The organism is Roseovarius sp. CH_XMU1461, assembly GCF_037027165.1.
Classification (GTDB): domain Bacteria; phylum Pseudomonadota; class Alphaproteobacteria; order Rhodobacterales; family Rhodobacteraceae; genus Roseovarius; species Roseovarius nubinhibens.
Genome location: NZ_JAYMDV010000003.1, coordinates 89567 through 111568 on the forward strand (window position 1 = coordinate 89567; position 22002 = coordinate 111568).

The 22002-nt window shown below is 64.2% G+C and carries 21 protein-coding genes; 10 read left to right on the forward strand and 11 right to left on the reverse strand.

All coding sequences use genetic code 11. The annotated features are described in order from the left end of the window. Positions 1-128 precede the first annotated feature (128 nt). Genes WA237_RS09700 through WA237_RS09710 form a run of 3 tightly spaced genes read left to right on the forward strand, consistent with a single transcriptional unit; the run spans position 129 to position 2601 of the window. Positions 129-1067: a bifunctional riboflavin kinase/FAD synthetase gene (locus WA237_RS09700; protein WP_336097541.1), complete on the forward strand. Its 939-nt coding sequence runs from the start codon at positions 129-131 to the stop codon at positions 1065-1067. Then, positions 1064-1558 carry a YcgN family cysteine cluster protein gene (locus WA237_RS09705; protein WP_336097542.1) on the forward strand — a complete coding sequence of 165 codons (495 nt, stop codon included), beginning with the start codon at positions 1064-1066 and terminating at the stop codon, positions 1556-1558. Before WA237_RS09700 ends, WA237_RS09705 begins: the two co-directional genes overlap by 4 nt. Beyond that, on the forward strand, positions 1558-2601 hold the full coding sequence (locus WA237_RS09710; RefSeq protein WP_336097543.1) for a threonine aldolase family protein: 1044 nt from the start codon (positions 1558-1560) through the stop codon (positions 2599-2601). The genes WA237_RS09705 and WA237_RS09710 overlap by 1 nt, the downstream gene beginning before the upstream one ends. Before the next feature lie 38 nt (positions 2602-2639). Here WA237_RS09710 and WA237_RS09715 read toward each other — a convergent pair whose 3' ends face one another. Next, positions 2640-3290 carry a pyridoxamine 5'-phosphate oxidase family protein gene (locus tag WA237_RS09715; RefSeq protein WP_336097544.1) on the reverse strand — a complete coding sequence of 217 codons (651 nt, stop codon included), beginning with the start codon at positions 3288-3290 and terminating at the stop codon, positions 2640-2642. Between the two features lie 93 nt (positions 3291-3383). Between WA237_RS09715 and pdxR the strand changes: the two genes are divergently transcribed. Beyond that, on the forward strand, positions 3384-4832 hold the full coding sequence (gene pdxR / locus WA237_RS09720; protein ID WP_336097545.1) for a MocR-like pyridoxine biosynthesis transcription factor PdxR: 1449 nt from the start codon (positions 3384-3386) through the stop codon (positions 4830-4832). Here pdxR and WA237_RS09725 read toward each other — a convergent pair. Together WA237_RS09725 and WA237_RS09730 are read right to left on the reverse strand one after the other, a co-directional pair. Further along, the gene (locus WA237_RS09725) at positions 4829-5650 is read right to left on the reverse strand and encodes an alpha/beta fold hydrolase (protein ID WP_336097546.1); all 822 of its coding nucleotides are present in this window, start codon (positions 5648-5650) and stop codon (positions 4829-4831) included. The two genes, pdxR and WA237_RS09725, sit on opposite strands and share 4 nt — an antisense overlap. Positions 5651-5654: 4 nt before the next feature. Beyond that, positions 5655-6254, reverse strand: a complete 600-nt coding sequence (locus WA237_RS09730; protein WP_009814362.1) for a 2-hydroxychromene-2-carboxylate isomerase — start codon at positions 6252-6254, stop codon at positions 5655-5657. Positions 6255-6361: 107 nt separating this feature from the next. Here WA237_RS09730 and WA237_RS09735 point away from each other — a divergent pair, with 107 nt between their 5' ends. Beyond that, positions 6362-7381, forward strand: a complete 1020-nt coding sequence (locus tag WA237_RS09735; RefSeq protein WP_009814361.1) for a ribose-phosphate pyrophosphokinase — start codon at positions 6362-6364, stop codon at positions 7379-7381. Between the two features lie 82 nt (positions 7382-7463). Here WA237_RS09735 and WA237_RS09740 read toward each other — a convergent pair whose 3' ends face one another. From WA237_RS09740 to WA237_RS09765, 6 genes are all read right to left on the reverse strand, one after another. Then, on the reverse strand, positions 7464-7814 hold the full coding sequence (locus tag WA237_RS09740) for an H-type lectin domain-containing protein (RefSeq protein WP_009814360.1): 351 nt from the start codon (positions 7812-7814) through the stop codon (positions 7464-7466). 122 nt (positions 7815-7936) lie between these two features. Next, positions 7937-8362: a F0F1 ATP synthase subunit epsilon gene (locus WA237_RS09745; RefSeq protein WP_040618498.1), complete on the reverse strand. Its 426-nt coding sequence runs from the start codon at positions 8360-8362 to the stop codon at positions 7937-7939. An 89-nt stretch (positions 8363-8451) separates the two neighbouring features. Then, complete coding sequence (gene atpD, locus WA237_RS09750; protein WP_009814358.1) at positions 8452-9876, reverse strand: F0F1 ATP synthase subunit beta; 1425 nt, start codon at positions 9874-9876, stop codon at positions 8452-8454. Between the two features lie 17 nt (positions 9877-9893). Continuing rightward, a complete protein-coding gene (locus WA237_RS09755; RefSeq protein WP_009814357.1) occupies positions 9894-10781 on the reverse strand; it encodes a F0F1 ATP synthase subunit gamma in 888 nt (295 codons plus the stop codon). Between the two features lie 14 nt (positions 10782-10795). After that, on the reverse strand, positions 10796-12334 hold the full coding sequence (gene atpA / locus WA237_RS09760) for a F0F1 ATP synthase subunit alpha (protein ID WP_336097547.1): 1539 nt from the start codon (positions 12332-12334) through the stop codon (positions 10796-10798). Beyond that, the gene (locus WA237_RS09765; RefSeq protein ID WP_009814355.1) at positions 12335-12895 is read right to left on the reverse strand and encodes a F0F1 ATP synthase subunit delta; all 561 of its coding nucleotides are present in this window, start codon (positions 12893-12895) and stop codon (positions 12335-12337) included. A 798-nt stretch (positions 12896-13693) separates the two neighbouring features. On the opposite strand from WA237_RS09765, the gene WA237_RS09770 reads away from it, so the two are divergent. Together WA237_RS09770 and WA237_RS09775 are read left to right on the forward strand one after the other, a co-directional pair. Further along, positions 13694-15019 (forward strand): calcium-binding protein, encoded by a 1326-nt coding sequence (locus WA237_RS09770; RefSeq protein WP_336097548.1) that lies wholly within the window; start codon positions 13694-13696, stop codon positions 15017-15019. A 301-nt stretch (positions 15020-15320) separates the two neighbouring features. Further along, positions 15321-16457 carry a Hint domain-containing protein gene (locus WA237_RS09775; RefSeq protein WP_336097549.1) on the forward strand — a complete coding sequence of 379 codons (1137 nt, stop codon included), beginning with the start codon at positions 15321-15323 and terminating at the stop codon, positions 16455-16457. A 36-nt stretch (positions 16458-16493) separates the two neighbouring features. On the opposite strand, the gene WA237_RS09780 is transcribed toward WA237_RS09775, so the two are convergent. Together WA237_RS09780 and WA237_RS09785 are read right to left on the reverse strand one after the other, a co-directional pair. After that, complete coding sequence (locus WA237_RS09780; RefSeq protein WP_336097550.1) at positions 16494-16631, reverse strand: hypothetical protein; 138 nt, start codon at positions 16629-16631, stop codon at positions 16494-16496. Between the two features lie 308 nt (positions 16632-16939). Beyond that, positions 16940-17680: a class I SAM-dependent methyltransferase gene (locus tag WA237_RS09785; RefSeq protein ID WP_009814351.1), complete on the reverse strand. Its 741-nt coding sequence runs from the start codon at positions 17678-17680 to the stop codon at positions 16940-16942. A gap of 62 nt (positions 17681-17742) precedes the next feature. On the opposite strand from WA237_RS09785, the gene gloB reads away from it, so the two are divergent. The 3 genes from gloB (at position 17743) to WA237_RS09800 (ending at position 21993) form a co-directional block, all read left to right on the forward strand. After that, on the forward strand, positions 17743-18510 hold the full coding sequence (gene gloB, locus WA237_RS09790; protein ID WP_336097551.1) for a hydroxyacylglutathione hydrolase: 768 nt from the start codon (positions 17743-17745) through the stop codon (positions 18508-18510). Between the two features lie 157 nt (positions 18511-18667). Continuing rightward, a complete protein-coding gene (gene clpA, locus WA237_RS09795; protein ID WP_040618045.1) occupies positions 18668-21004 on the forward strand; it encodes an ATP-dependent Clp protease ATP-binding subunit ClpA in 2337 nt (778 codons plus the stop codon). Continuing rightward, complete coding sequence (locus tag WA237_RS09800) at positions 21001-21993, forward strand: M23 family metallopeptidase (protein ID WP_336097552.1); 993 nt, start codon at positions 21001-21003, stop codon at positions 21991-21993. Before clpA ends, WA237_RS09800 begins: the two co-directional genes overlap by 4 nt. Positions 21994-22002: the final 9 nt, after the last annotated feature.

Consider the following 22002-nt stretch of genomic DNA (forward strand, 5'->3'; position numbering starts at 1 on the left):
ACATACGCACGCATCCCTCGCACGCGCGCCAGTAAAGCGGCCCGCCCCCCATCGGGCAAGCTGGAAAATAGGGACATTCCTAACGATCCCCCGTTGCACCGCCCCCCGCCCCGCGCTAGGCAACCAGCATGAGGATCATCCGCGACCACAGCTATGTCGATGCCGCCGACCGGGGCGCATCCGTGGCCATCGGCAATTTCGATGGCGTCCATCTCGGCCACCAGGCGGTGATCGACCTTGCACGCAAGGCCGGAGAGGCCGCCGATGCCCCGCTCGGCGTGCTCACGTTCGAGCCCCACCCGCGCCAGTATTTCGCCCCCGAGGCCCCGCCCTTTCGCCTGATGAGCGCCGAAGCCCGCGCCAACCGGCTCGAGAAACTCGGCGTCGAGCGGCTCTACGAGCTCAATTTCAACGCCGCCCTCTCGGCGCTCAGCCCCGAAGAGTTCGCCCGCAATGTGCTCTGCGACGGGCTCGGCCTCGCGCATGTGGTGGTGGGGGCGGATTTCTGCTTTGGCAAGGGGCGCGCCGGCAATGCCGCCGATCTCAAACGCTTTGGAGCCGAGATGGGCTTTGGCGTCACCGTGGCCGAACTTCTCGAAGGCGATCAGGGCGAGGTCAGCTCGACCGCCATCCGCCAGGCCCTCTCCGAAGGCCGCCCGCGCGACGCCGCCGCCATGCTTGGCCATTGGCACCGCATCGACGGGCCGGTGGTGGGCGGCGAACAGCGCGGCCGCGAGCTGGGCTATCCCACCGCGAACATGTCCATCGCCGGGCTGCACCCGCCGAAATTCGGCGTCTACGCGGTGCAGATCGAGGTCATGGATGGCCCCCACAAGGGGCGCTACCACGGCGCGGCAAGCCTCGGCATCCGCCCGATGTTCAACGGCGAGGTGCCCAATCTCGAAACCTTCCTCTTTGATTTCTCCGGCGATCTCTATGGCGCGCATCTCTCGGTGGCGCTGGCCGAATACCTGCGCCCCGAAGAGGTGTTCGACAGTCTCGAGGCCTTCATCGCCCAGATGGATGCCGATTGCGCCCGCGCCCGCGAGATCCTCGAGGCATCATGAGCAGGGCGTTCTCGGACGGGCCAGAGGATCCGATCAACCGCGACGGGCTGCGCCCCCGGTTCTGGGAGACCACGCCGCTCAACCGGATGACCCGCCCGGAATGGGAGGCGCTCTGCGACGGCTGCGGCAAATGCTGCCTCAACAAGATCGAGGATGAGGACAGCGGCGAGGTGGCGCTGACCCGCGTCGCCTGCCGTCTCTTCGACGACACCACCTGCCGCTGCGCGCACTATCCGATCCGCCACCAATTCGTGCCGGAATGTATCTCGCTCGACGCCAACACGCTCGAAACCCACCTCTATTGGATGCCCGAAACCTGCGCTTACAAACTGCTCTGGCAGGGCAAGCCGCTTTATGACTGGCATCCGCTGATCTCCGGCACCGCCGAGAGCGTGCATGAGGCGGGCGTCTCGATGCGCCACCGCACCGTGCCCGAATTCGAGGTCGGCGAGGATGATTGGGAAGACCATATTATAGAGGAGCCAACCTGATGTTTTTCGCTTCCGACAATGCCGGCCCGGCCCACCCGCAGGTCATGCAGGCGCTTCTCGACGTCAATCAGGGCTATGCCAACCCCTACGGGGTCGAGCCGCTGATGGGTGTGGTGCGCGATCAGGTCCGCGATCTTTTCGAGGCCCCCGAGGCGGCGGTCTATCTGGTGGCTACCGGCACGGCGGCCAATTGCCTCGCCCTCGCCACCCTGACCCAGCCTTGGGACACGGTGTTCTGCACCCGGTTCGCCCATATCCACGAAGATGAATGCAACGGGCCGGAATTCTACATGTCGGGGGCCAAGCTCACCCTCGTGGGCCAAGACGACAAGATGAGCGCCGCCGAGCTGCGCGCCGCCATCGACTATGAAGAAACCCGTGGCGTCCATGGCCCGCAGCGTGGCCCGGTCTCGATCACCCAAGTCACCGAACGCGGCCGCGTCTATACGCTCGACGAGCTGCGCGCCCTGACCGAGCTCGCCCATGGCTATAACCTGCCCGTCCATATGGATGGCGCGCGTTTTGCCAATGCGCTGGTGACGCTCGGCTGCACGCCCGCCGAAATGACATGGAAGCTCGGCGTCGACGCGCTGAGCTTTGGCGGCACCAAGAACGGTGCCCCCGGCGTCGAGGCGGTGATCTTCTTCAACCCGGAAAAAGCCTGGGAGTTCGAGCTGCGCCGCAAACGCGGGGCGCACCTCTTTTCCAAGCACCGCTATATGGCGGCGCAGATGAACGCGCTGCTGACCGGGGATCTCTGGCTCAGCTCGGCGCGCCGTGCCAATGCCAATATGGCAAGGCTGGTGGCGGGGCTCAAAACCGTGCCCGGCATGGAATTTCACTTCGAGCCGCAGGCCAATATCATCTTTGGCGCCCTGCCCCGCGCCGCGCATCAGCGGCTGCATGCGGCGGGCGCGGTCTATTACCTGCTCGAGGGCGGGCTCGAGGGCGACCCGGACGAGGCCCTGCCGATGCGGCTCGTCTGCGACTGGTCGATCAGCGACGATCTCATTGATCAATTCGTGGCGCTGGCGCGGGGCTGACCCCGCGCCTCTTCGCGCCCTATCTCACAGACGAAATCTCACAGACGAAATGTGCGGATATGCTCCGGCATCTCGACGCCGGGCAGGTTGCGCGGGTCCGGCTCGGGCGTGCCGACCGTTGTCGTCACCGGGATCACCCCGGCCCAGATCGGCAATTCGTAATCCGCCTCCTCGTCCTTCGGCGGGCCGGTGCGGATCTTGGCGCTGCCCTCGGCAATCTCCATCCCGAGCAGCGTCGTCGCCTTGAGATCCTGCGCATGTTCCTCGCGCAGCCCCTCATAGCGCCCGGGGAACAGCCCGTTCACAAACCGCGCCAGCTTGGCATGTTTCTCCGCCGGGTCTTCGACCTTGAACGCCCGACCAAAGAGCATGACCGACCGCGAATTGACCGAATGATGCATCCCCGACCGCGCCATCACGAACCCGTCGAGGATCGACACCGTGAGGCAGACCTCCGCATCGCGCGAATTGCGCAAGGCCCGGCTCGCCGACGAGCCATGCCAATAGACATGATTGCCCTCGCGCCATTGCAGCGTAGGGGTGACATAGGGTTTCCTATCAATCACATAGCCGACGCTGCACATGGGCTGCGCGTCGAGGATGGCGTTGATCGTCTCACGGTCGAAATGCCCGCGCTCATGGCTGCGGCGCAGGCGGGTTCTGTCGGTGATGTCGAGGGTCTGGGTCATGGCTTGGGCCTTTGTCTTGTCTTGATGGACTAGGCTTAGAGGGGTATTGGTCTATGCAACATGGCCAGTATCGACAAAAAATCTCAGTCCAATTTGACGCAGCCCGGCTTCGAGGCGGCGCTCTTTGCGCTGACGCTCGACCGGTCCCAGCCCGCGCCGCTGCACCAACAGCTCTGCGACGGGCTGCGCGCGCTCTTGCTGCGCGGCGGCGATCTGGCGGGCCTGCCATTGCCGCCAAGCCGCAGCCTCGCGGCGGAACTCTCGGTATCGCGGATGACCGTCACCACCGCCTATGATCAGCTCATGGCCGAGGGCTATCTCACCGCCCGGCGTGGCAGCGGCACCTTTGTCGCGGCCGACCTGCCGCATCTCGCCCCCGCTCCGCAAAACGCCCCGCCGCCCGCGCCGCCCCCCGCCGCGTGGCAGATCTTTCAGACCGGCCTGCCCGATCAATCGCTTTTCCCGCACCGCGACTGGGCCCGCCAGATGGACCGGGCGTGGCGCGCGCCCGACCCGGCGCTTCTGGGCCGTCCCGATCCGTTCGGTTGGATGCCCCTGCGCCGCGCCATCGCCGCGCATCTCGGGGCGTGGCGCGGGCTCGACTGTCAGGGCGAACAGGTGGTGATCACCGGCGGCGCCTGGGACGGGGTCGATATCCTCGCCCGGGCGCTGCTGCCCCCGCCAGCTCAAACCGGTCCCAATCAAACCGGCCCCGCCCAAATCGCGCTCGAAGATCCGGGCTGGGCGAGCCTGCATCACGCGGTGCGCGACACGGGCCACATCCCCCTGCCCCTGCGCATCGACGCAGAGGGCTTTGACCCGGCGCTCATCCCGGACCCCACCGCCGCTGCCATCGTCACCCCCTCGCGCCACTACCCCACCGGCCACCCGATGCCGCTCGCCCGACGGCTCGCCCTGCTCGACTGGGCCGCGGCGCAGGGCACCCTCATCGTCGAGGATGATTACGACAGCGAATTCCGCTACCAGGGCCAACCCCTGCCCGCCCTCGCCGGTCTCGATCAACAGGGGCGCACGATCTATATGGGCAGCTTTTCCAAATTGCTGAGCTCCGCCCTGCGGCTTGGCTATCTCGTCCTGCCAGAGCCCGCCATCGCCCCGGTCCACGCCTATCTCGCCCAGCGCGGCGCGCGGGCCTCGCTCGCGCCGCAACCGGCGCTGGCGGGGTTCATGGACAGCGGCGAATTCGCCACCCACCTCCGCCGGATGCGGCGCAGCTATGCCCGCCGCCAGGTGGTGCTCCTCGACGCGCTCGCCCCCTTGGCCCGCTGGCTCGATCTCGCGCCCGATCCCTCCGGCATGCATCTCTGCGTCCCGCTGCGCCCGTGCCTGCGCGCGCGGACCTGCGACCGCGCCATCGCCGAGGCGGGCCGCGCCCTGGGGCTCCGGATCGGCGCGCTTTCGGCCCATGCGGTGCTGCCCGACGCGCCGCAGGCCCTGCTCTTGGGCTATTCCGGCTTTGACGAGGCCGCGCTGCGCGACGGGGCGGCGCGGCTCTGCCGCCTCATCACAGGGCTCACTTAGGACCGGCTGAGCAGCGCGCCAATCGCCTCGGCCACCGGCTCGGGATGGGTGATGGGCAGCATATGCCCCGCCCCCTCCACGACCACCCGCTCGGCCTGCGGCAGCCGCGCCGCAATGCCATCGAGAATGGCCGGTATGATCGCGGGCGACGCGCCGCCCTCCATGAGCAGCACGGGGCAGGCAATCGCCTCGATCCGCCCCGGGCGCAGCATCCCGCCCGCATCCTCATAAAGCGCCGGACCCGAGCCCGCGATCAGATGCATCTGATCCGCCAGCCTGCGCTGCTGCGGCTCCGGGATCGTGTCCCAATCGGTGCCATCGCCCCAGAGCGCGGTAAAGGCCCGCGCCGCCGCCGCATGATCGCCCGAGGCGAGCCCCGCCGTGATCGCCCGCGTGTCGCCCTCGAACGCCGCGTCGAGCCCCGGCTGATCCGCCAGCGCCAGCGCAAAGAACACCGGCTCGATGAGCGTCAGACTGCGCACCAGCTCGGGCCGCTCCAACGCCAGCCGCAAACCCACCGTCGCGCCAAAGGAATGCCCGATCACATCCACCGGCGCGCCGCCCCCCATCTCGGCGGCAAGGCTCGCGGCAATCTCGGCGCTGAGCCCCTGCAGCTCGGTCTCGCCATCCCAATCGGCACTGCGGCCATGGCCGGGCAGATCAAAGGCCCGCATCGCCAGCCGCTCCGACAGCCGCCGCGCCACCCCGGCCCAACTGCCGCCATGGGCGAGCGAGCAATGAATGAGCAGCGCACCACGCGGCCCGCGACCGAACTCGGTCCAATGGGTCTCGACCCCGGCCATCATCCCCTGTGGCATCGGATCAGAGCTTGCCCTGCAAATGCGCCTGCAGATCGTCGAGCCGGTCCTGACCCCAGAACATCTCGCCACTGTCGACCACATAGAAGGGCGAGCCAAACACCCCGACCGACACCGCCTCTTCGAGATTGGCGGCATAGGTCTCGGCCCCCGACAACAGACCGCTATCGGCCAGCGCCGGATCGAACCCCGCCTGTTCGAGGCAGTCGCGGATCACCGCATCCTCGGCAATGTCGCGATCCTCGGCCCAGCACGCCCGAAGCACCCCATGCACCAGCGCCCCCATATCGCCGCCGCCCGCCGCCTGCGCCGCGATGATCGCATAAGAAGAGGGCGCCGCGTTGGTCGGCCAATGGGCGGGCTGAAAGCTCATCTTCATGCCGGTCTTCTTGGCCTGACGGCGCACTTCCTGATTGCGATAGGCCATGCGCGACGGGTGGCGATCCTTCGGCGCCTGACCGCCCGTGCGGGAAAACAGCGCCATGATATCGAGCGGCTTGTAGGTGATGCTCGCGCCTTCGGCTTCCGCGATTCGCTCGAGCCGCTGGTCGGCGAGATAGGCGAAAGGCGACAAAGTGGTGAAGTAATAGTCGATATGGGCCATTTTCCGGCTCCTCCCTGTGGGGTCACACTTTGCCCGACCCTAAGCGCGTGCTAAGCGGGGTTCAACGTCACGAATCTGTCATTCAGCTCCCCGGACAGGAACCGCACATGCCCCAGACCGCCGAACCCAAGCTTATCACTGGCAATGCCAACAAACCCCTCGCCAATGCCGTGGCCCGACGCATGTCGATGCATCGCGGTGTGCAGGTGGGTCTGTGCGACGCGAGGATCGAGCGTTTCAACGATCAGGAAATCTTTGTCGAAGTTTACGAAAACGTTCGTGGCGAAGACATGTTCATCATCCAGTCGACGTCGAACCCGGCGAATGACAACCTGATGGAACTCCTGATCATGGCCGACGCGCTCCGCCGCAGCTCGGCCCAGCGCATCACCGCCGTGATCCCCTATTTCGGCTATGCCCGTCAGGACCGCCGCACCAAGGCCCGCACGCCGATCACCGCCAAGCTGGTGGCCAACATGATCTATGGCGCAGGCATCGAACGGGTGCTGACCATGGATCTCCACGCGACGCAGATCCAGGGCTTCTTCGACATCCCCGTCGACAACCTCTATGCCTCGCCGATCTTTGCCCTCGACGTGAAGGATCAGTTCAAGGACTGCATGGACGAGGTGATGATCGTGTCGCCCGACGTCGGCGGCGTGGCCCGCGCCCGCGAGCTGGCCAAGCGCATCAACGCGCCGCTCTCCATCGTCGACAAACGCCGCGAAAAGGCCGGCGAAGTGGCGGAAATGACCGTGATCGGCGACGTCTCGGGCAAGAAATGCATCATCGTCGATGACATCTGCGACACCGCCGGCACGCTCTGCAAGGCCGCCGAAGTGCTGCTCGAACATGGCGCCTCCGAGGTCCACGCCTATATCACCCATGGCGTGATGTCCGGCCCCGCCGTCGAACGGGTCAGCAAATCGGTGATGAAATCTCTGGTTCTGACCGACACGATCGCGCCGAGCGAAGCGGTGCGCAACGCGCCCAATATCCGCATCGTGCCGACCGCGCCGATCTTTGCCCAGGCGATCCTGAACATCTGGAACGGCACCTCGGTCTCGTCGCTGTTTGAAACCGACACGCTCGGCCCGATCTATGACGGGATGTATTCCGCGAGCTAATCCTGCCACTTCATGCAGTGAATCAACTTAGGCCGCCAACCCTTGGGTTCGGCGGCCTTTTCATGTCTTGCGGTCCGGGGTGTCAGTAGAGGTCCCAATCATCCTCATGGGCCAGCTCGCCAATCGACATCCAGCGCATCCGCGCCCGCGCCACCCGGGTATCGGCCCAGGTCCGGAACACGCAATCAAACCCGATCTCGGTGATGTTCTCGGCCGAAATTTCCATCCGCGCATTGGTCGAACTGTCGGTGTCCCACATCGACAGCGACACATGCACCATCGGCGGCAGGCGATAGGCTTCGGCGAAATGGATCGAATGACGGCGCGTGCGCTCGCCCGTGCCGGTCCACATCTCGCCACCCTTCTCGTAATCCGAGAAGAGCACCAATTCGCCCTGATCGATTCCGATCAGCCTGTTATCGAGTCTTTTCATTCTTCCAACCGCTCGCACCACTCAAAGTTGATCTAATTAACCAATCTGGCGAAAAAAAGAAGTCTTATGTACAAAAAAGGGCCCGCCATGGCGGACCCTTCTCTATTTTCGCCTGCCGCCGCTTAATGCGAGGAGAGGCCGATTTCGTCGCCCATGGCCACCATATCGGCGAGCAGCTTGGCCGCGTCATCGACAGGGCCCGGCTCGTTCTTGAAGGTTTCCTGAGCGCGGTCGAGCTTTTGCTTGGCGTCATCCACCAGCGCCTTAAAGCTGTCCTGCGTCATGTCACCGCGCGGCACGGCGCGCTCGGCCAGCACCGAAATGCCATCGGCGTTGATCTCGGCAAAGCCGCCGGTCACGACATATTCGCTCTCACCGTCCGGGCCGCTTGCGCGAAGCACACCGGGGCGCAGCGAGGTGATCAGAGGCGCGTGGTCGGCCATCACCGTCATGTCGCCATCGGCGCCGGGGATCTGCACCTCGGTCACCTGAACCGACGCCAGACGGCGTTCCGGGCTGACGAGGTCGAATTGCACTGTTTCAGCCATCTTGGCCTCCGCTTTGGGCACCGGGGGGCGTGGCCCCCCTATGCCGGGATGGTCTGGTCAGGGTGGGCCTGGGGCCCACCCCGCGTCTCTTAGGCCGCGTCGGCAGCCATCTTCTCGGCCTTGGCCACCACGTCGTCGATGCCGCCAACCATGTAGAAGGCACCCTCGGGCAGGTGGTCATATTCGCCGGCAACCACGGCCTTGAACGACCGGATCGTGTCTTCGAGAGGCACCTGAACACCGTCCGAACCGGTAAAGACCTTTGCCACGTCGAAGGGCTGGCTGAGGAAACGCTGGATCTTCCGGGCACGGGCCACGGTCAGCTTGTCCTCTTCCGACAGTTCGTCCATGCCAAGGATGGCGATGATGTCCTGCAGCGACTTGTAGCGTTGCAGGATACCCTGCACGTCACGGGCCACTTGGTAGTGCTCTTCACCAACGATCGCCGGGTCCATCAGGCGCGACGTACTGTCGAGCGGGTCCACCGCCGGGTAGATGCCCAGCTCGGAGATGGCACGCGACAGAACGGTCGTGGCGTCGAGGTGCGCGAACGAGGTCGCAGGCGCGGGGTCGGTAAGGTCGTCCGCGGGAACGTAGACGGCCTGCACCGAGGTGATCGAGCCCGATTTGGTCGAGGTGATGCGTTCCTGCATCGCGCCCATGTCGGTCGCCAGCGTCGGCTGATAGCCCACAGCCGAAGGAATACGGCCAAGAAGGGCCGACACTTCCGAACCGGCTTGGGTAAAGCGGAAGATGTTGTCGACGAAGAACAGAACGTCGGTCCCGGACTGGTCGCGGAACTGCTCGGCCAGGGTCAGACCGGTCAGGGCCACACGCATACGCGCTCCCGGAGGTTCGTTCATCTGACCGTAGACGAGGGCCACTTGGCTCTCTTCCAGGTTATCGGGGTTGATAACGTTGGATTCGATCATCTCGTGATAGAGGTCGTTGCCCTCACGGGTCCGCTCACCCACACCGGCGAACACCGAGAAACCCGAGTGCACTTTGGCGATGTTGTTGATCAGTTCCATGATGAGAACGGTCTTGCCCACGCCGGCACCGCCGAAGAGGCCGATCTTGCCGCCTTTTGCGTAGGGGGCCAGCAGGTCAACCACCTTGATCCCGGTGACCAGAACTTCCGACTCGGTCGACTGTTCTTGGAACTCGGGCGCTTCTTGGTGGATGGCGCGGGTTTCGGTTGCCTTGATCGGGGCCCCCTCGTCCACGGGCTCGCCCACGACGTTGAGGATACGGCCCAGGGTGGCGTTGCCGACGGGCACGGTGATCGGGCCGTCGGTGTCGGTCACTTCCTGACCGCGCACGAGACCCTCGGTGCTGTCCATCGCGATGGTCCGCACGGTGTTCTCACCAAGGTGCTGGGCCACTTCGAGGACCAGTTTCTTGCCGTTGTTGTCGGTGGTCAGGGCGTTCAGAATTTCGGGCAGGTGGTCGCCGAACTGAACGTCCACCACGGCGCCGATCACCTGAGTGATTGTGCCTTTTGCATTTGCCATGTTTCGTCTCCGGTCTCTTAGAGCGCCTCAGCGCCCGAAATAATTTCAATAAGCTCGTTGGTGATGACGGCCTGACGCGAGCGGTTGAACTCGATGGTCAGCTTGTCGATCATCTCGCCGGCGTTGCGGGTGGCGTTGTCCATGGCGGACATCCGCGCGCCCTGTTCCGAGGCCCCGTTCTCCAGCAGCGCGCTAAAGATCGCAGTGGCCACACCGCGCGGCAGCAGATCGGCCAGAATGGCCTCTTCGCTGGGTTCGTAGTCATAGACCACGCCCGCTGCGGCATCCTCGTCACCAGCCTCGGCCTCGGCCACATCGGCAGGGATCACCTGCTGCATGGTCGGGACCTGGCTCACAACGTTTTCGAAACGCGAGAAGAAGATCTTCGCCACGTCGAACTCGCCCGCGTCAAAGCGTGCCAGAATATCGGCGGCGATGGATTGCGCATCGCCATAGCCGAGATTCTTCACTTCGCTCAGGTCGACATGACCAACGAAATGCGCGCTATATTCGCGTTTGAGCGCGTCGCGCCCCTTCTTGCCAACGGTGAGGATCTTGACGGTCTTGCCCTCGGCCAGAAGCTTTTGCGCCTCGACCTTGGCCCGCTTCACGATATTCGTGTTGAAGCCGCCGCACAGGCCGCGCTCGGCGGTCAAGACCACCAAGAGCTGAACCTGATCCGATCCGGTGCCGCGCAGCAGACGGGGGGCGCTATCGCTATCCCCGACCGAGGCGGCAAGCTTGGCCATGACCGCGTTGAACCGCTCCGTATAAGGGCGCGATTGTTCGGCGGCATCCTGGGCCCGCCGCAGTTTTGCGGCGGCCACCATTTGCATGGCCTTGGTGATCTTGCGGGTCGATTTGACCGACTCGATCCTGTTTTTAAGGTCCTTAAGACTCGGCATTGCCTCGTCCCCCCTTATTCGAAGTCGGCCGCGAACTCGTCCAGAGCAGCCTTGAGCTTGTCCTCGGCCTCACCCTTGATCTTCGGATCTTCGTTGGTGATCCAGTCGAGCACGTCCTTGCGCTTGGTGCGCATGTGGTTCAGCAGACCCTCTTCGAAACGGCCGACCTGATTGACGGCGATCTTGTCGAGGTAGCCGTTGGTGCCGGCGTAGATCACGCAGACGATTTCGGCGTTGGTCAGCGGCGCGTATTGCGGCTGTTTCATCAGCTCGGTCAGGCGCGCACCACGGTTCAGCAGCTGCTGGGTGGCGGCGTCGAGATCCGACCCGAACTGGGCAAAGGCCGCCATCTCGCGATACTGAGCGAGCGACAGTTTCACCGGACCGGCGACCGATTTCATCGCGTTGGTCTGCGCCGACGAGCCGACGCGGCTCACCGACAGACCGGTGTTCACGGCGGGGCGGATGCCCTGGTAGAACAGCTCGGTCTCGAGGAAGATCTGACCGTCGGTGATCGAAATCACGTTGGTCGGAATAAAGGCCGACACGTCGCCACCTTGGGTTTCGATGATCGGCAGAGCCGTCAGCGAGCCCGCGCCATTGTCTTCGTTCAGCTTGGCCGAACGCTCGAGCAGACGCGAGTGGAGGTAGAAAACGTCACCGGGATAGGCTTCACGCCCGGGCGGGCGACGCAGCAGCAGCGACATCTGACGATAGGACACGGCCTGTTTCGACAGGTCATCATAGACGATGAGCGCGTGACGGCCGTTGTCGCGGAAATGCTCCGCCATGGCGGTTGCCGAATAGGGCGCGAGGAACTGCATCGGCGCGGGGTCCGAGGCGGTCGCGGCGACGACGATGGAATATTCCATGGCGCCGTTCTCTTCGAGCTTCTTCACCAGCTGCGCCACGGTCGAACGCTTCTGACCCACGGCCACGTAGACGCAGTAGAGCTTCTTGCTCTCGTCGTCGCCGGCGGCTTCGTTGTAGGATTTCTGGTTCAGCATCGTGTCGAGCGCGATCGCGGTCTTGCCGGTCTGACGGTCGCCGATGATGAGCTCACGCTGGCCACGGCCAACGGGGATCATCGCGTCCACCGACTTGAGGCCGGTCGCCATCGGCTCATGCACCGATTTACGCGGGATGATGCCGGGGGCCTTGACGTCGGCGAGGCCACGCTTGGCGGCACCGATCGGGCCTTTGCCGTCGAGCGGGTTGCCGAGCGCGTCAACGACGCGGCCGAGCAGCTCGTCCCCGATCGGAACGTCCACGATCGACTTGGTCCGCTTGACGACGTCGCCTTCCTTGATCTGACGGTCAGAGCCGAAGATCACGACACCGACGTTGTCGGTCTCGAGGTTGAGCGCCATACCCATGACCGCGCCGGGGAATTCCACCAGCTCACCGGCCTGAACATTGTCGAGACCATGCACACGGGCAATACCGTCACCGACCGACAGAACCCGGCCAACCTCGGCCACTTCGGCATCCTTGCCGAAATTCTTGATCTGGTCCTTAAGGATCGCAGAAATCTCTGCAGCTTGGATACCCATTTATCCGACCTCTTTCATTGCATTCTGGAGAGAATTGAGACGCGAGCGGATCGAGGTATCGATCATCTTCGAGCCCATTTTCACGACAAGACCGCCAATGAGGCTTTCATCGACGGTCGCATTGATTTTGACATCCTTGCCGACGCTGGATTTCAGCGTCTTGGCCAGCTTGTCCGCCTGGGTCTTGGTCAGCGCCTTGGCACTGGTCACCTCGGCGGTCACTTCACCCTTATGCTCGGCCAGCATCGCACGCAGCGACTTGACCAGCTGGGGCAGCGTGAACAGACGGCGCTTTTCGGCCATCAGCGCCAGACCCTGGCTCAGCTCAGCCGGCAGTTTCATCTTCTTGGCCAGCGCGGCGATCGCCGCACCTTGCTCGGCCCGGCTGATGACCGGCGAAGCAATCATGGCACGCAGATCGGCACTGGTCTCCAAAGCCTCAGCGAGCGCGTCAACGCCTGCCTCCAGCTTCGGCAGCGCGCTGCTGTCCTGCGCGAGTTCAAAAATCGCCGTCGCATAGCGCGCGGCGATACCGGAGGAAATCGAAGCTGTTTCCGACACGTCCACCCTTCCGACAGTTGGCCCCGGTATTCAGGCAGACACCTGCCTCCGGGGGCGTTGGAGAGCCTTGAGCGGCTCAAATCACTGTGATCGGCGTGGGTCTAGCAGAGCCTTGCCAAGCGGGCAAGCGGCTTGGCCTCCGGGCCAAATCCCGGAAAACTGAGACCGGCCAAGGGCTTACCTTAGGTGCGACGGTTTGTGTCAAGATTGCAGGGTAAAAAAATTACCCGGATTCCTCCCAAGAATCGTGACATGGCGCGGATCGCGGCAAAATCGAGGGTGCGGCGTTACCGCTATCGTAAAACTTTTGCGACAAATCCCTCGGCTCAGCGCACATTCCAATGTCGCAAACCGGCACGGCCCCGGCCCGTCGCCCGCGGATGCCACAGCCACGCCCCCGCGCTCCGAGATGCGCGCTCGCAGCGATTCCCTTCCGCATGCCCTGCGACAATGCCCGCCCATCCGCGCCATTGACGCCCTTTGCGAAACAATGGACGTCGGAGGGCGGCGAATTTACCATCATTTCGACATCCACCTTGACAGGTTCCACCTTTCTGCCTTGATTAAACTTTATTAACGCCTCGTTAAGAGGTTGTGGTTTTTGAGCGTGCGCCTTGGGTTTGGCCCCGACTGTATTCGGCGGCCCTGTTCCCCGCCCAGTGGTTCACGCGATCGACCTTGGTTCGATGCAAGTGGCGTCGAGGCGCGTGACTTTGATGCGCGTGACTTCGATGCGCGTGACTTCGATGCGCGTGACTTCGATGCGATTGACAATGTTAACAAGTACACAGGTGTGTGATGGAAATTATAATACTGGCCAGCCTGGCCCTGATTGGCGGTACCTTCTTCCTCGTTGATGCTCTGACCGACGACGATGACGACAATCCGCCCGAAGAAAACCCCGATATGGAACTCCCCGGCATGGCCGGTGACGACTTCACCGGCGACGACGAAGACGTCGTGCACGGAACCCAGGGCGATGACACGCTCACCGGCTCCGGCAATGCCACCATGCTCGGCCGCGACGGCAATGACACGATCACCCTGACCGACAGCGCCACCGGCTTTGGCGGCGCCGGCGATGACACGATCCATGCGGCCAACACCGCGCAGGCCTCGGGCCATCTGGGCAATGACACGCTCTTTAGCACGCATCAGGCCACCATCGCCGGCGGCGAGGGCAATGACACGCTCACCGCCACCGACAATTCGCTGGCCCAGGGCGGCACCGGCGACGATCTGCTGACACTCGACGACAACGCCCGTGGCGATGGCGGCGTCGGCAATGACACGCTGAACGCCACCGAAAACGCCCGCGCCAGCGGCGGCTCCGGCCACGATACGCTGACCGGCGACGGCAGCACGCGACTGGCTGGCGAGAACGGCAATGACACCCTGACCCTCTCGGGCGAGGCCACCGGCTTTGGGGGCGAGGGCAATGACACGCTCAACATCTCCGGCGAGGCCCATGGCCATGGCGGCGCGGGCGATGACCTGCTGACGGTCTCGGAGGCGGCTCTGGGCAATGGTGGCGCGGGCGATGACACGCTCACCGCCGCCGAGGACAGCACCGCCACCCTGCGCGGCGGGTCCGGCGACGACAGCCTCTCGGCCTATGCGGGCGCGACACTCGACGGCGGCGCAGGCGACGATCTGCTCTCGATCACCACCCCCTCGGAGGCCGATGGCACCGAGACCAGCAGCCTCACCGGCGGCGAAGGGGCCGATACGTTCAACATCACCCACGAGACCGAAGGCGCCACGCGCGAAGAGCTGGCCGCCATCGTCATCAGCGATTTCGACCCCGAGGAGGACATGCTGCAGATCACCAGCGAAGAGCCCTCGAGCGTCGACATCACCCCCGGCACCGATGAGAGCCCAACAGAGCTGCGGCTGAGCTATGAGAACCGCCCCGATCTGCTGATCCAGCTCACCAATGGCGCGACGATCACCCAGTCCGACATCAGCTTCGTGGCGCCCGCCGCCGACACCAGCCCCGAGACAACTCCGGACGCCAGCCCCGAGACAACGCCGGCGGCAGCCCCTGAGGCCACTCCGGCGTCCACCCCCGAGGCGACCCCTGAGGCCACTCCGGCGGCTGATGAGGCGGCGGCCACCGTCTAAAGCCCGGGCCGAGCCCGATCTGATCAGGTCTGATCTGGGCTGTTCTGACCTGATCCGCGCTGGTCCGGCGGTGACACCTGCCGCCGGCCCTCCCCCCCTCCAGAGCGCGCAACGCGGCCGGGTCTCCGGCCGCGTTTTTTTGCGTCCGCCAGAGCCGCGCCGGACCTCGGAGCCACCCGCCTGAGGGCGCCGCCAGGCGCGCCCAATACCCGCAAAACGCGAGCTGCCTAAAAATCGCCGCAATTTAAGCCTTAAATTATAAGAAAATCACAAGTTCGACAAAAACGCGGGCAGCAGGTTCATGGCGTTTATCTCAGAACTGAATTTCAGAGGATCGGCCGCCGCGACCGAATGGGTCGAGATCACCCTCGGTCCCAATGACGACCCCGACGATTTCGTGGTCAGCGTCTACCGCCACAATGGCAACCTGCACAGCAACGCCGGCATCCCCGGCGGCGAAGTGCGCCTGTCGAGCCTGTCCCCCGTCCCCCATCCCGACAACCCGAATTTCACCATCTATATCGTCTCCGTCGGCATCAAAAGCGGCACCAGCGACGGCAATGAAGGCTCGGCCATCGCGCTGACCAACACCACCGAAGGTCAGGTCGTCGATTTCTACGGTACCAAGAGCCAAGGCGCCATCGTTGCCAAAAGCGGTGCCGCCGATGGGGCGAGCTCGGATCCGGTGCTCGACTTCACCAATCTCAACATCGGCCAGAGCTATCAATGGGATGTCTATGGCAATGAATATTACGGCACGATTTCCCTCGGCAGCTCGATCCTCTGCCTGACCTCGGAGGTGTCGGTGCGCACGCCGCTCGGCTATCGCCCCTGCCACAAGCTGCGGCCGGGCGATCTGGTCTGGACCCTCGACCATGGCTATCAGCCCTTGCGCTGGATCGGTCAGGCCAAGATGCCCGCCGCGCTCTTTGCCGCCGAGCCCAAGACCCGGCCGATCCTGCTGCGCCGCGATGCGCTGGCCCCCGGGGTGCCGCTGGCCGATCTTTATCTCTCGCGGCAACATCGCGTGCTTTTGCGCAGCAAGGTGGCCGACCATATGGGGGGCGAGGACGAGGTGCTGATCCCCGCCATTCAATTCGCCACCTCCGAGATCGCCGAGATCGACAACACTCCGCCCGATCTCATCTATATGCATCTGCTGTTCGACCGGCATGAGGTCATCGACGCCAGCGGCGCGCTGGTCGAAAGCCTGATGCTCGGCCCGCAATCGAGCGAGGCGCTCACCCTGGGCCAGTTTCGCGACGCCGCCGGCCACCGCCTGCCCCGCGCGCTCTATGGCTGTGCCAAGACCCCCGCCCGGCCCTTGCTCACCGGCAAGCAAGCCCGCGCCCTGATCGACCGCACCCTCGCCCGGGGCGCGCATCTACAGCCGCCCTGCGACGACCAACCCGCCACCGCGCTCGCCGCCTTCTTCTGATCTGTCGGGTCTCCGCTGGGCCTCCGCGCCCTCACCTCAGCGCTGCTTTTTGCTCTCAAGCCGCCGAATCCGGTTGGTCAATTGCCGCGCCCGGCCATAATCGCCCCGCCGCAATGCCCGCAGCCCGCACTGCCGCAGCAGCAGGACATAAAGCGTGAGACAGAGTCGTTTCATAAGCGTCATGGCCACCTTGCCGATGGGCTGGGTTGTTGTCCGGGGTCACTGGCTGGCAAAAGGCAACCGGGCCTGTGTGAGCAAAGCCGGTGCACGGGGCCCGCGCTCTCGCACACAAGCCCTCAAGTACTTCGTATGCAAATGAAATTGGCAAAGATCGCGTTGGAAATCCAGATGGAATTTGTCTCAGCGCGGGAAATAATCCTCGGGCGTGATCCCCGGTCGCAGCCCCCACCGAGAGGGCAATTTCCGCCACAGTCGCGATACTGTCGTTTTACCGACGGGATACCGACAGGCCATTTTGCGGCTCAGATCGGCTTTACCTTGGGCTTCGGCTGCAGCACTTCGAGCGGGTTGCGCACCGCGTCCTTGACCCCGGTCCCGGTCTGCCCCTGCACCCGTTTGCTGGCCTCCACCATCAAAACCCCGCCCGCGCCGATGATCTCGATCTTGCCGCCAAGCCGCTCCCACATCCCGGCGGTCTTGCGCCAGAACCGCCGCTCGCTCGGCGGCTGATAGAGGGTCGTGACATGGCGCTCAGGCAAGAAACCCTTGGTTTTCAACAAGGTTTCGAGCTGCCCTTGCGAATAGGGACGGCCATAGCCAAAGGGCGTGCGGTCGCTCCGCGACCACAGCCCGGCCCGGTTCGGCAGCACGAAAATTGCCGACCCCCCCGGCCCCAGCGCCCGCCAGCATTCCTCCAAAAGGTCGCCGGGCCGCTCGCTCACCTCCAGCGCATGCACCAGCAAGAGCTTGTCGATCCGCCCGGTTTCCAAGGGCCAAGAGGTCTCTTCGCATAAAACGCTGACATTCGGCATCCCCTGCGGCCAGGCAATCACCCCCTGCTGCGCCGGCATCAGCCCCACCACCCGCCGCGCCTCACTCAGATAGGGGCGCAGGAAGGGCACCGCAAAGCCAAAGCCCGCCACCGTCTGCCCCTTGGCTTCGGGCCAGAATTTCAACAGCTCTTGGCGCAAGGTTTTCTGCGCCGCGCGGCCCAGCGCGCTGCGGTAATAGAAATTCCTCAGATCCTGCACGTCTAGATGCATTGCAGCCCTGCCCCGGATCAGTCACCATGACCCTAGCAGCATTGCATCGAGGGGGAAATATCATGGCGCTGGAAATCGTTACCGTCCCATGTCTGAGCGACAATTATGCCTATCTCGCCCATGATCCGGGCACCGGCACCACCGCCGTGGTCGACGTGCCCGAGGCCGCGCCGATCCTTGCTGCGTTGGCCGAACGGGGCTGGCAGGCCAGCCTCGTGATCCTCACCCATCACCATGACGACCATGTGCAGGGCCTGCCCGAACTGCTGGCTGAACATGCGGCCCAGGTCGCCGGAAATGCCGCCGATGCCCACCGCCTGCCGCCGCTCGACATCGCGCTTGAGGCCGGCGGCACGGTCGACATCGGTGGTGAGACCGGCCATGTGATCGACGTCTCAGGCCACACGATCGGCCATATCGCCCTGCATTTTCCGCAAAGCGCCGTGGCCTTCACCGCCGATAGCTTGATGGCGCTGGGCTGTGGCCGGGTGTTCGAGGGCACGATGGATCAGATGTGGCAGAGCCTGTCGAAACTGGCCTCCCTGCCGCCCGAGACGACGATCTGCTCGGGCCATGAATATACCGCCGCCAACGCGCGCTATGCCTTGTCCATTGACCCGGCGAATTCCGCGCTTATATCAAGAGCCGAGCGGATCGCCACCGCGCGCTCTGCCAACCAACCGACCGTCCCTTCCACCCTATCCGACGAACTGGCCACCAATCCGTTTTTGCGGGCTTCCGACCCGGCGCTCAAATCCGCCCTCAACATGGGCGATGCGTCCGATGCCGAGGTTTTCGCCGAAATCCGACACCGCAAAGACCGTTTCTGACCCGCGCCACACGCATAAGTGCAGCATTGTCAGGAAAAGTGAGCATTTTGTGACAGAAAAACCTTGAAGCTACGGGGATATCGACCAAACTTTAAGGGTATGAGGCCAAGGTCAAAGGACATGCCGTGTCCGGGACCAAATAAGAAGGAGCACAACAGTGCCTTCATTCTCAAACACACTTGAGCAGGCAATTCATGCCGCGCTGGCCCTTGCCAACGCGCGACGCCATGAGTTCGCAACATTGGAACATCTTTTGCTGGCGCTGGTCGATGAACCCGACGCAGCCCGCGTGATGAAGGCGTGTAGCGTCGACACCGAAGAACTGCGCGGCACGCTCGTCGATTTCATCGACGAAGAGCTGAGCAATCTGGTCACCGACATCGAAGGCTCCGAGGCGGTTCCCACCGCCGCATTTCAGCGCGTGATTCAACGCGCCGCCATCCATGTCCAATCCTCGGGCCGCACCGAGGTCACCGGCGCCAATGTGCTGGTGGCGATCTTTGCCGAACGCGAAAGCAACGCCGCCTTCTTCCTGCAAGAACAGGACATGACGCGCTATGACGCGGTGAATTACATCGCCCATGGTGTCGCCAAGGATCCCGCCTTTGGCGAGAGCCGCCCGGTCACCGGTGCGGATGCCGAAGACAGCAGCAGCAGCCACAGCGGCGGCGACGGCACCGAACAGGTGCAGGAAGGCGAAAGCGCGCTGGCCAAATACTGCGTTGATCTCAATCAGAAATCGCGCGCCGGCGATGTCGATCCTCTGATCGGCCGCGCCTCCGAGGTTGAGCGCTGCATTCAGGTGCTCTGCCGCCGCCGCAAGAACAACCCGCTTCTGGTGGGCGATCCCGGTGTTGGTAAAACCGCCATCGCCGAAGGCCTCGCCTATAAGATCGTCAAGGGCGAGACCCCGGAAATCCTGTCCAAGACGACGATCTATTCGCTCGACATGGGCGCGCTTCTGGCGGGCACCCGCTATCGCGGCGATTTCGAAGAGCGGCTCAAGGCGGTGATGACCGAGCTGGAAAACCACCCCGACGCGGTGCTCTTCATCGACGAGATCCATACCGTGATCGGCGCCGGGGCCACCTCGGGCGGCGCGATGGATGCGTCCAACCTGCTCAAACCCGCGCTGCAAGGCGGCAAGCTGCGCTGCATGGGCTCGACCACCTACAAGGAATTCCGCCAGCATTTCGAAAAGGACCGCGCCCTGTCGCGCCGGTTCCAGAAAATCGACGTGGTGGAGCCTTCGGTCGAAGACGCGGTCAAGATCCTCAAGGGGCTCAAACCCTATTTCGAGGATCACCATTCGGTCAAATACACCAATGACGCGATCCAGACCGCCGTTGAACTGAGCTCGCGCTATATCAACGACCGCAAGCTTCCCGATAAGGCGATTGACGTGATCGACGAGGCGGGCGCGGCGCAGCATCTGCTTGCCGCCTCCAAACGCCGCAAGAGCATCGGCACCAAGGAGATCGAAGAGGTCGTCGCCAAGATCGCGCGCATCCCGCCCAAGAACGTCTCCAAGGACGATGCCGAGGTGCTCAAGGATCTCGCCGCCTCGCTCAAGCGGGTCGTGTTCGGTCAGGACACCGCCATCGAGGCGCTCAGCTCGGCGATCAAACTCGCCCGGGCCGGTCTGCGCGAGCCCGAGAAACCCATCGGCAACTATCTCTTTGCCGGTCCCACGGGCGTCGGCAAGACCGAGGTCGCCAAACAGCTCTCCATGACACTGGGCGTGGAGCTTCTGCGCTTTGACATGTCGGAATATATGGAGAAACACGCCGTGTCGCGTCTCATCGGCGCGCCTCCGGGCTATGTCGGGTTCGATCAGGGCGGTCTTTTGACCGACGGGGTCGATCAGCATCCCCATTGCGTGCTGCTCCTCGACGAGATCGAAAAGGCGCATCCGGATGTCTACAACATCCTGCTGCAGGTCATGGATCATGGCCAGCTCACCGATCACAACGGGCGCACCGTGGATTTCCGCAACGTGATCTTGATCATGACCTCGAACGCCGGGGCCGCGGAACAGGCGAAAGAGGCCATCGGCTTTGGCCGCGACCGCCGCGAGGGCGAAGACACCGCCGCGATCGAGCGGACCTTCACCCCGGAATTCCGCAACCGTCTCGATGCGGTGATCAGCTTTGGCGCCCTGCCCAAGGAGGTCATCCTGCAGGTGGTCGAGAAATTCGTGCTTCAACTCGAGGCGCAGCTTCTCGATCGCAAGGTCACCATCGAACTCACGCCCAAGGCCGCCGAATGGCTCGCCGACAAGGGGTATGATTCCAAGATGGGCGCGCGCCCGCTCGGCCGCGTCATTCAGGAACATATCAAAAAGCCCCTCGCCGAAGAGCTGCTCTTTGGCAAGCTCGCCAAGGGCGGGATCGTCAAGGTCGGCATCAAGGACGGCAAGATCGATCTGCGGCTCGACGGGCCGGATCACCCCCGGATCACCCGCAAGAAGCCACCGCTTCTCACGGCCGAGTGATCCTGGGCCTCACCCCACCCCGGGCCGCCGCGTGTCTCATCGCGGCGGCCTTTTCATGGGCAAGCGCCGCACAGGCCGACCCGCTGCCGCGCTTTGCCCTGCCGGTCGATTGCAGCCTCGGGCAGGACTGTTTCCTCCAACAATATGTCGATCACGACCCCGGCCCCGGCACGCGCGAACTCACCTGCGGCAATCAGACCTATGATGGCCACAAGGGCACCGATTTCGCCCTCGCCACCGAGGCCGATCTCGCGCGTGACGTGGGCGTTCTGGCCATCGCGCCGGGCCGCGTCACCGCCGCCCGCAGTGACATGAAAGACGCAACCTATGAACGCGACGCGCCGGAGGCGCTCGGCGGTCGCGATTGCGGCAATGGGCTGATCCTTGAACATGCGGGCGGCTGGACGAGCCAATATTGCCATATGGCAGAGGGCTCGGTCACGCTCGCCCCCGGCGACACGGTCACCACCGGCACGCCACTGGGCCGCATCGGCCTCTCGGGGCGGACCGAGTTTCCCCATCTCCACCTCACCCTGCGCCACGAAGGCCGCGTCGTCGACCCTTTCGCGCCCGACGGCCTGACGGGCTGCGACACGGTGCCCGAGGCCACGCTCTGGGCCCCTGACATCAGCGCCACGACCGGCGGGGTGATGGATCTGGGCTTTGCGCCCCTCGTGCCAGAGTATGACGCGATCCGCGCCGGCACCGCCCCGCGCGAGATCACCTCCGAGGCCCCGGCGCTGGTGCTCTGGGCCTTTGCCCATGGCGGACGCCAAGGCGATGTGATCGAGCTTGAGATCACCGGCCCCCAAGGCCAGATCATCCGCCACCGCGCCCTGCTCAAAAAATCGCAGTCCCGGCTCTTTCGCGCCGCAGGCAAGAAACGCAAATCCGACCGCTGGCCGCCCGGCACCTACCTCGGCCGCGCAACCCTATGGCGCGGCGACCAGATGATCGGTCAGCGCGACACAAGGTTTACCCTGCCCTGATTGCGCCCT

Bases quoted from the DNA above. Each gene is read 5' to 3' on its own strand.
- WA237_RS09725 (WP_336097546.1), bottom strand. From the start codon at position 5,650: ATGCCACAGGGGATGATGGCCGGGGTCGAGACCCATTGGACCGAGTTC.
- WA237_RS09715 (WP_336097544.1), bottom strand. From the start codon at position 3,290: ATGACCCAGACCCTCGACATCACCGACAGAACCCGCCTGCGCCGCAGC.
- WA237_RS09730 (WP_009814362.1), bottom strand. From the start codon at position 6,254: ATGGCCCATATCGACTATTACTTCACCACTTTGTCGCCTTTCGCCTAT.
- WA237_RS09780 (WP_336097550.1), bottom strand. From the start codon at position 16,631: ATGAAACGACTCTGTCTCACGCTTTATGTCCTGCTGCTGCGGCAGTGC.
- WA237_RS09745 (WP_040618498.1), bottom strand. From the start codon at position 8,362: ATGGCTGAAACAGTGCAATTCGACCTCGTCAGCCCGGAACGCCGTCTG.
- WA237_RS09755 (WP_009814357.1), bottom strand. From the start codon at position 10,781: ATGCCGAGTCTTAAGGACCTTAAAAACAGGATCGAGTCGGTCAAATCG.
- WA237_RS09735 (WP_009814361.1), top strand. From the start codon at position 6,362: ATGCCCCAGACCGCCGAACCCAAGCTTATCACTGGCAATGCCAACAAA.
- WA237_RS09705 (WP_336097542.1), top strand. From the start codon at position 1,064: ATGAGCAGGGCGTTCTCGGACGGGCCAGAGGATCCGATCAACCGCGAC.
- WA237_RS09710 (WP_336097543.1), top strand. From the start codon at position 1,558: ATGTTTTTCGCTTCCGACAATGCCGGCCCGGCCCACCCGCAGGTCATG.
- atpD (WP_009814358.1), bottom strand. From the start codon at position 9,876: ATGGCAAATGCAAAAGGCACAATCACTCAGGTGATCGGCGCCGTGGTG.
- WA237_RS09700 (WP_336097541.1), top strand. From the start codon at position 129: ATGAGGATCATCCGCGACCACAGCTATGTCGATGCCGCCGACCGGGGC.
- atpA (WP_336097547.1), bottom strand. From the start codon at position 12,334: ATGGGTATCCAAGCTGCAGAGATTTCTGCGATCCTTAAGGACCAGATC.
- WA237_RS09775 (WP_336097549.1), top strand. From the start codon at position 15,321: ATGGCGTTTATCTCAGAACTGAATTTCAGAGGATCGGCCGCCGCGACC.
- WA237_RS09740 (WP_009814360.1), bottom strand. From the start codon at position 7,814: ATGAAAAGACTCGATAACAGGCTGATCGGAATCGATCAGGGCGAATTG.
- WA237_RS09785 (WP_009814351.1), bottom strand. From the start codon at position 17,680: ATGCATCTAGACGTGCAGGATCTGAGGAATTTCTATTACCGCAGCGCG.
- WA237_RS09770 (WP_336097548.1), top strand. From the start codon at position 13,694: ATGGAAATTATAATACTGGCCAGCCTGGCCCTGATTGGCGGTACCTTC.
- gloB (WP_336097551.1), top strand. From the start codon at position 17,743: ATGGCGCTGGAAATCGTTACCGTCCCATGTCTGAGCGACAATTATGCC.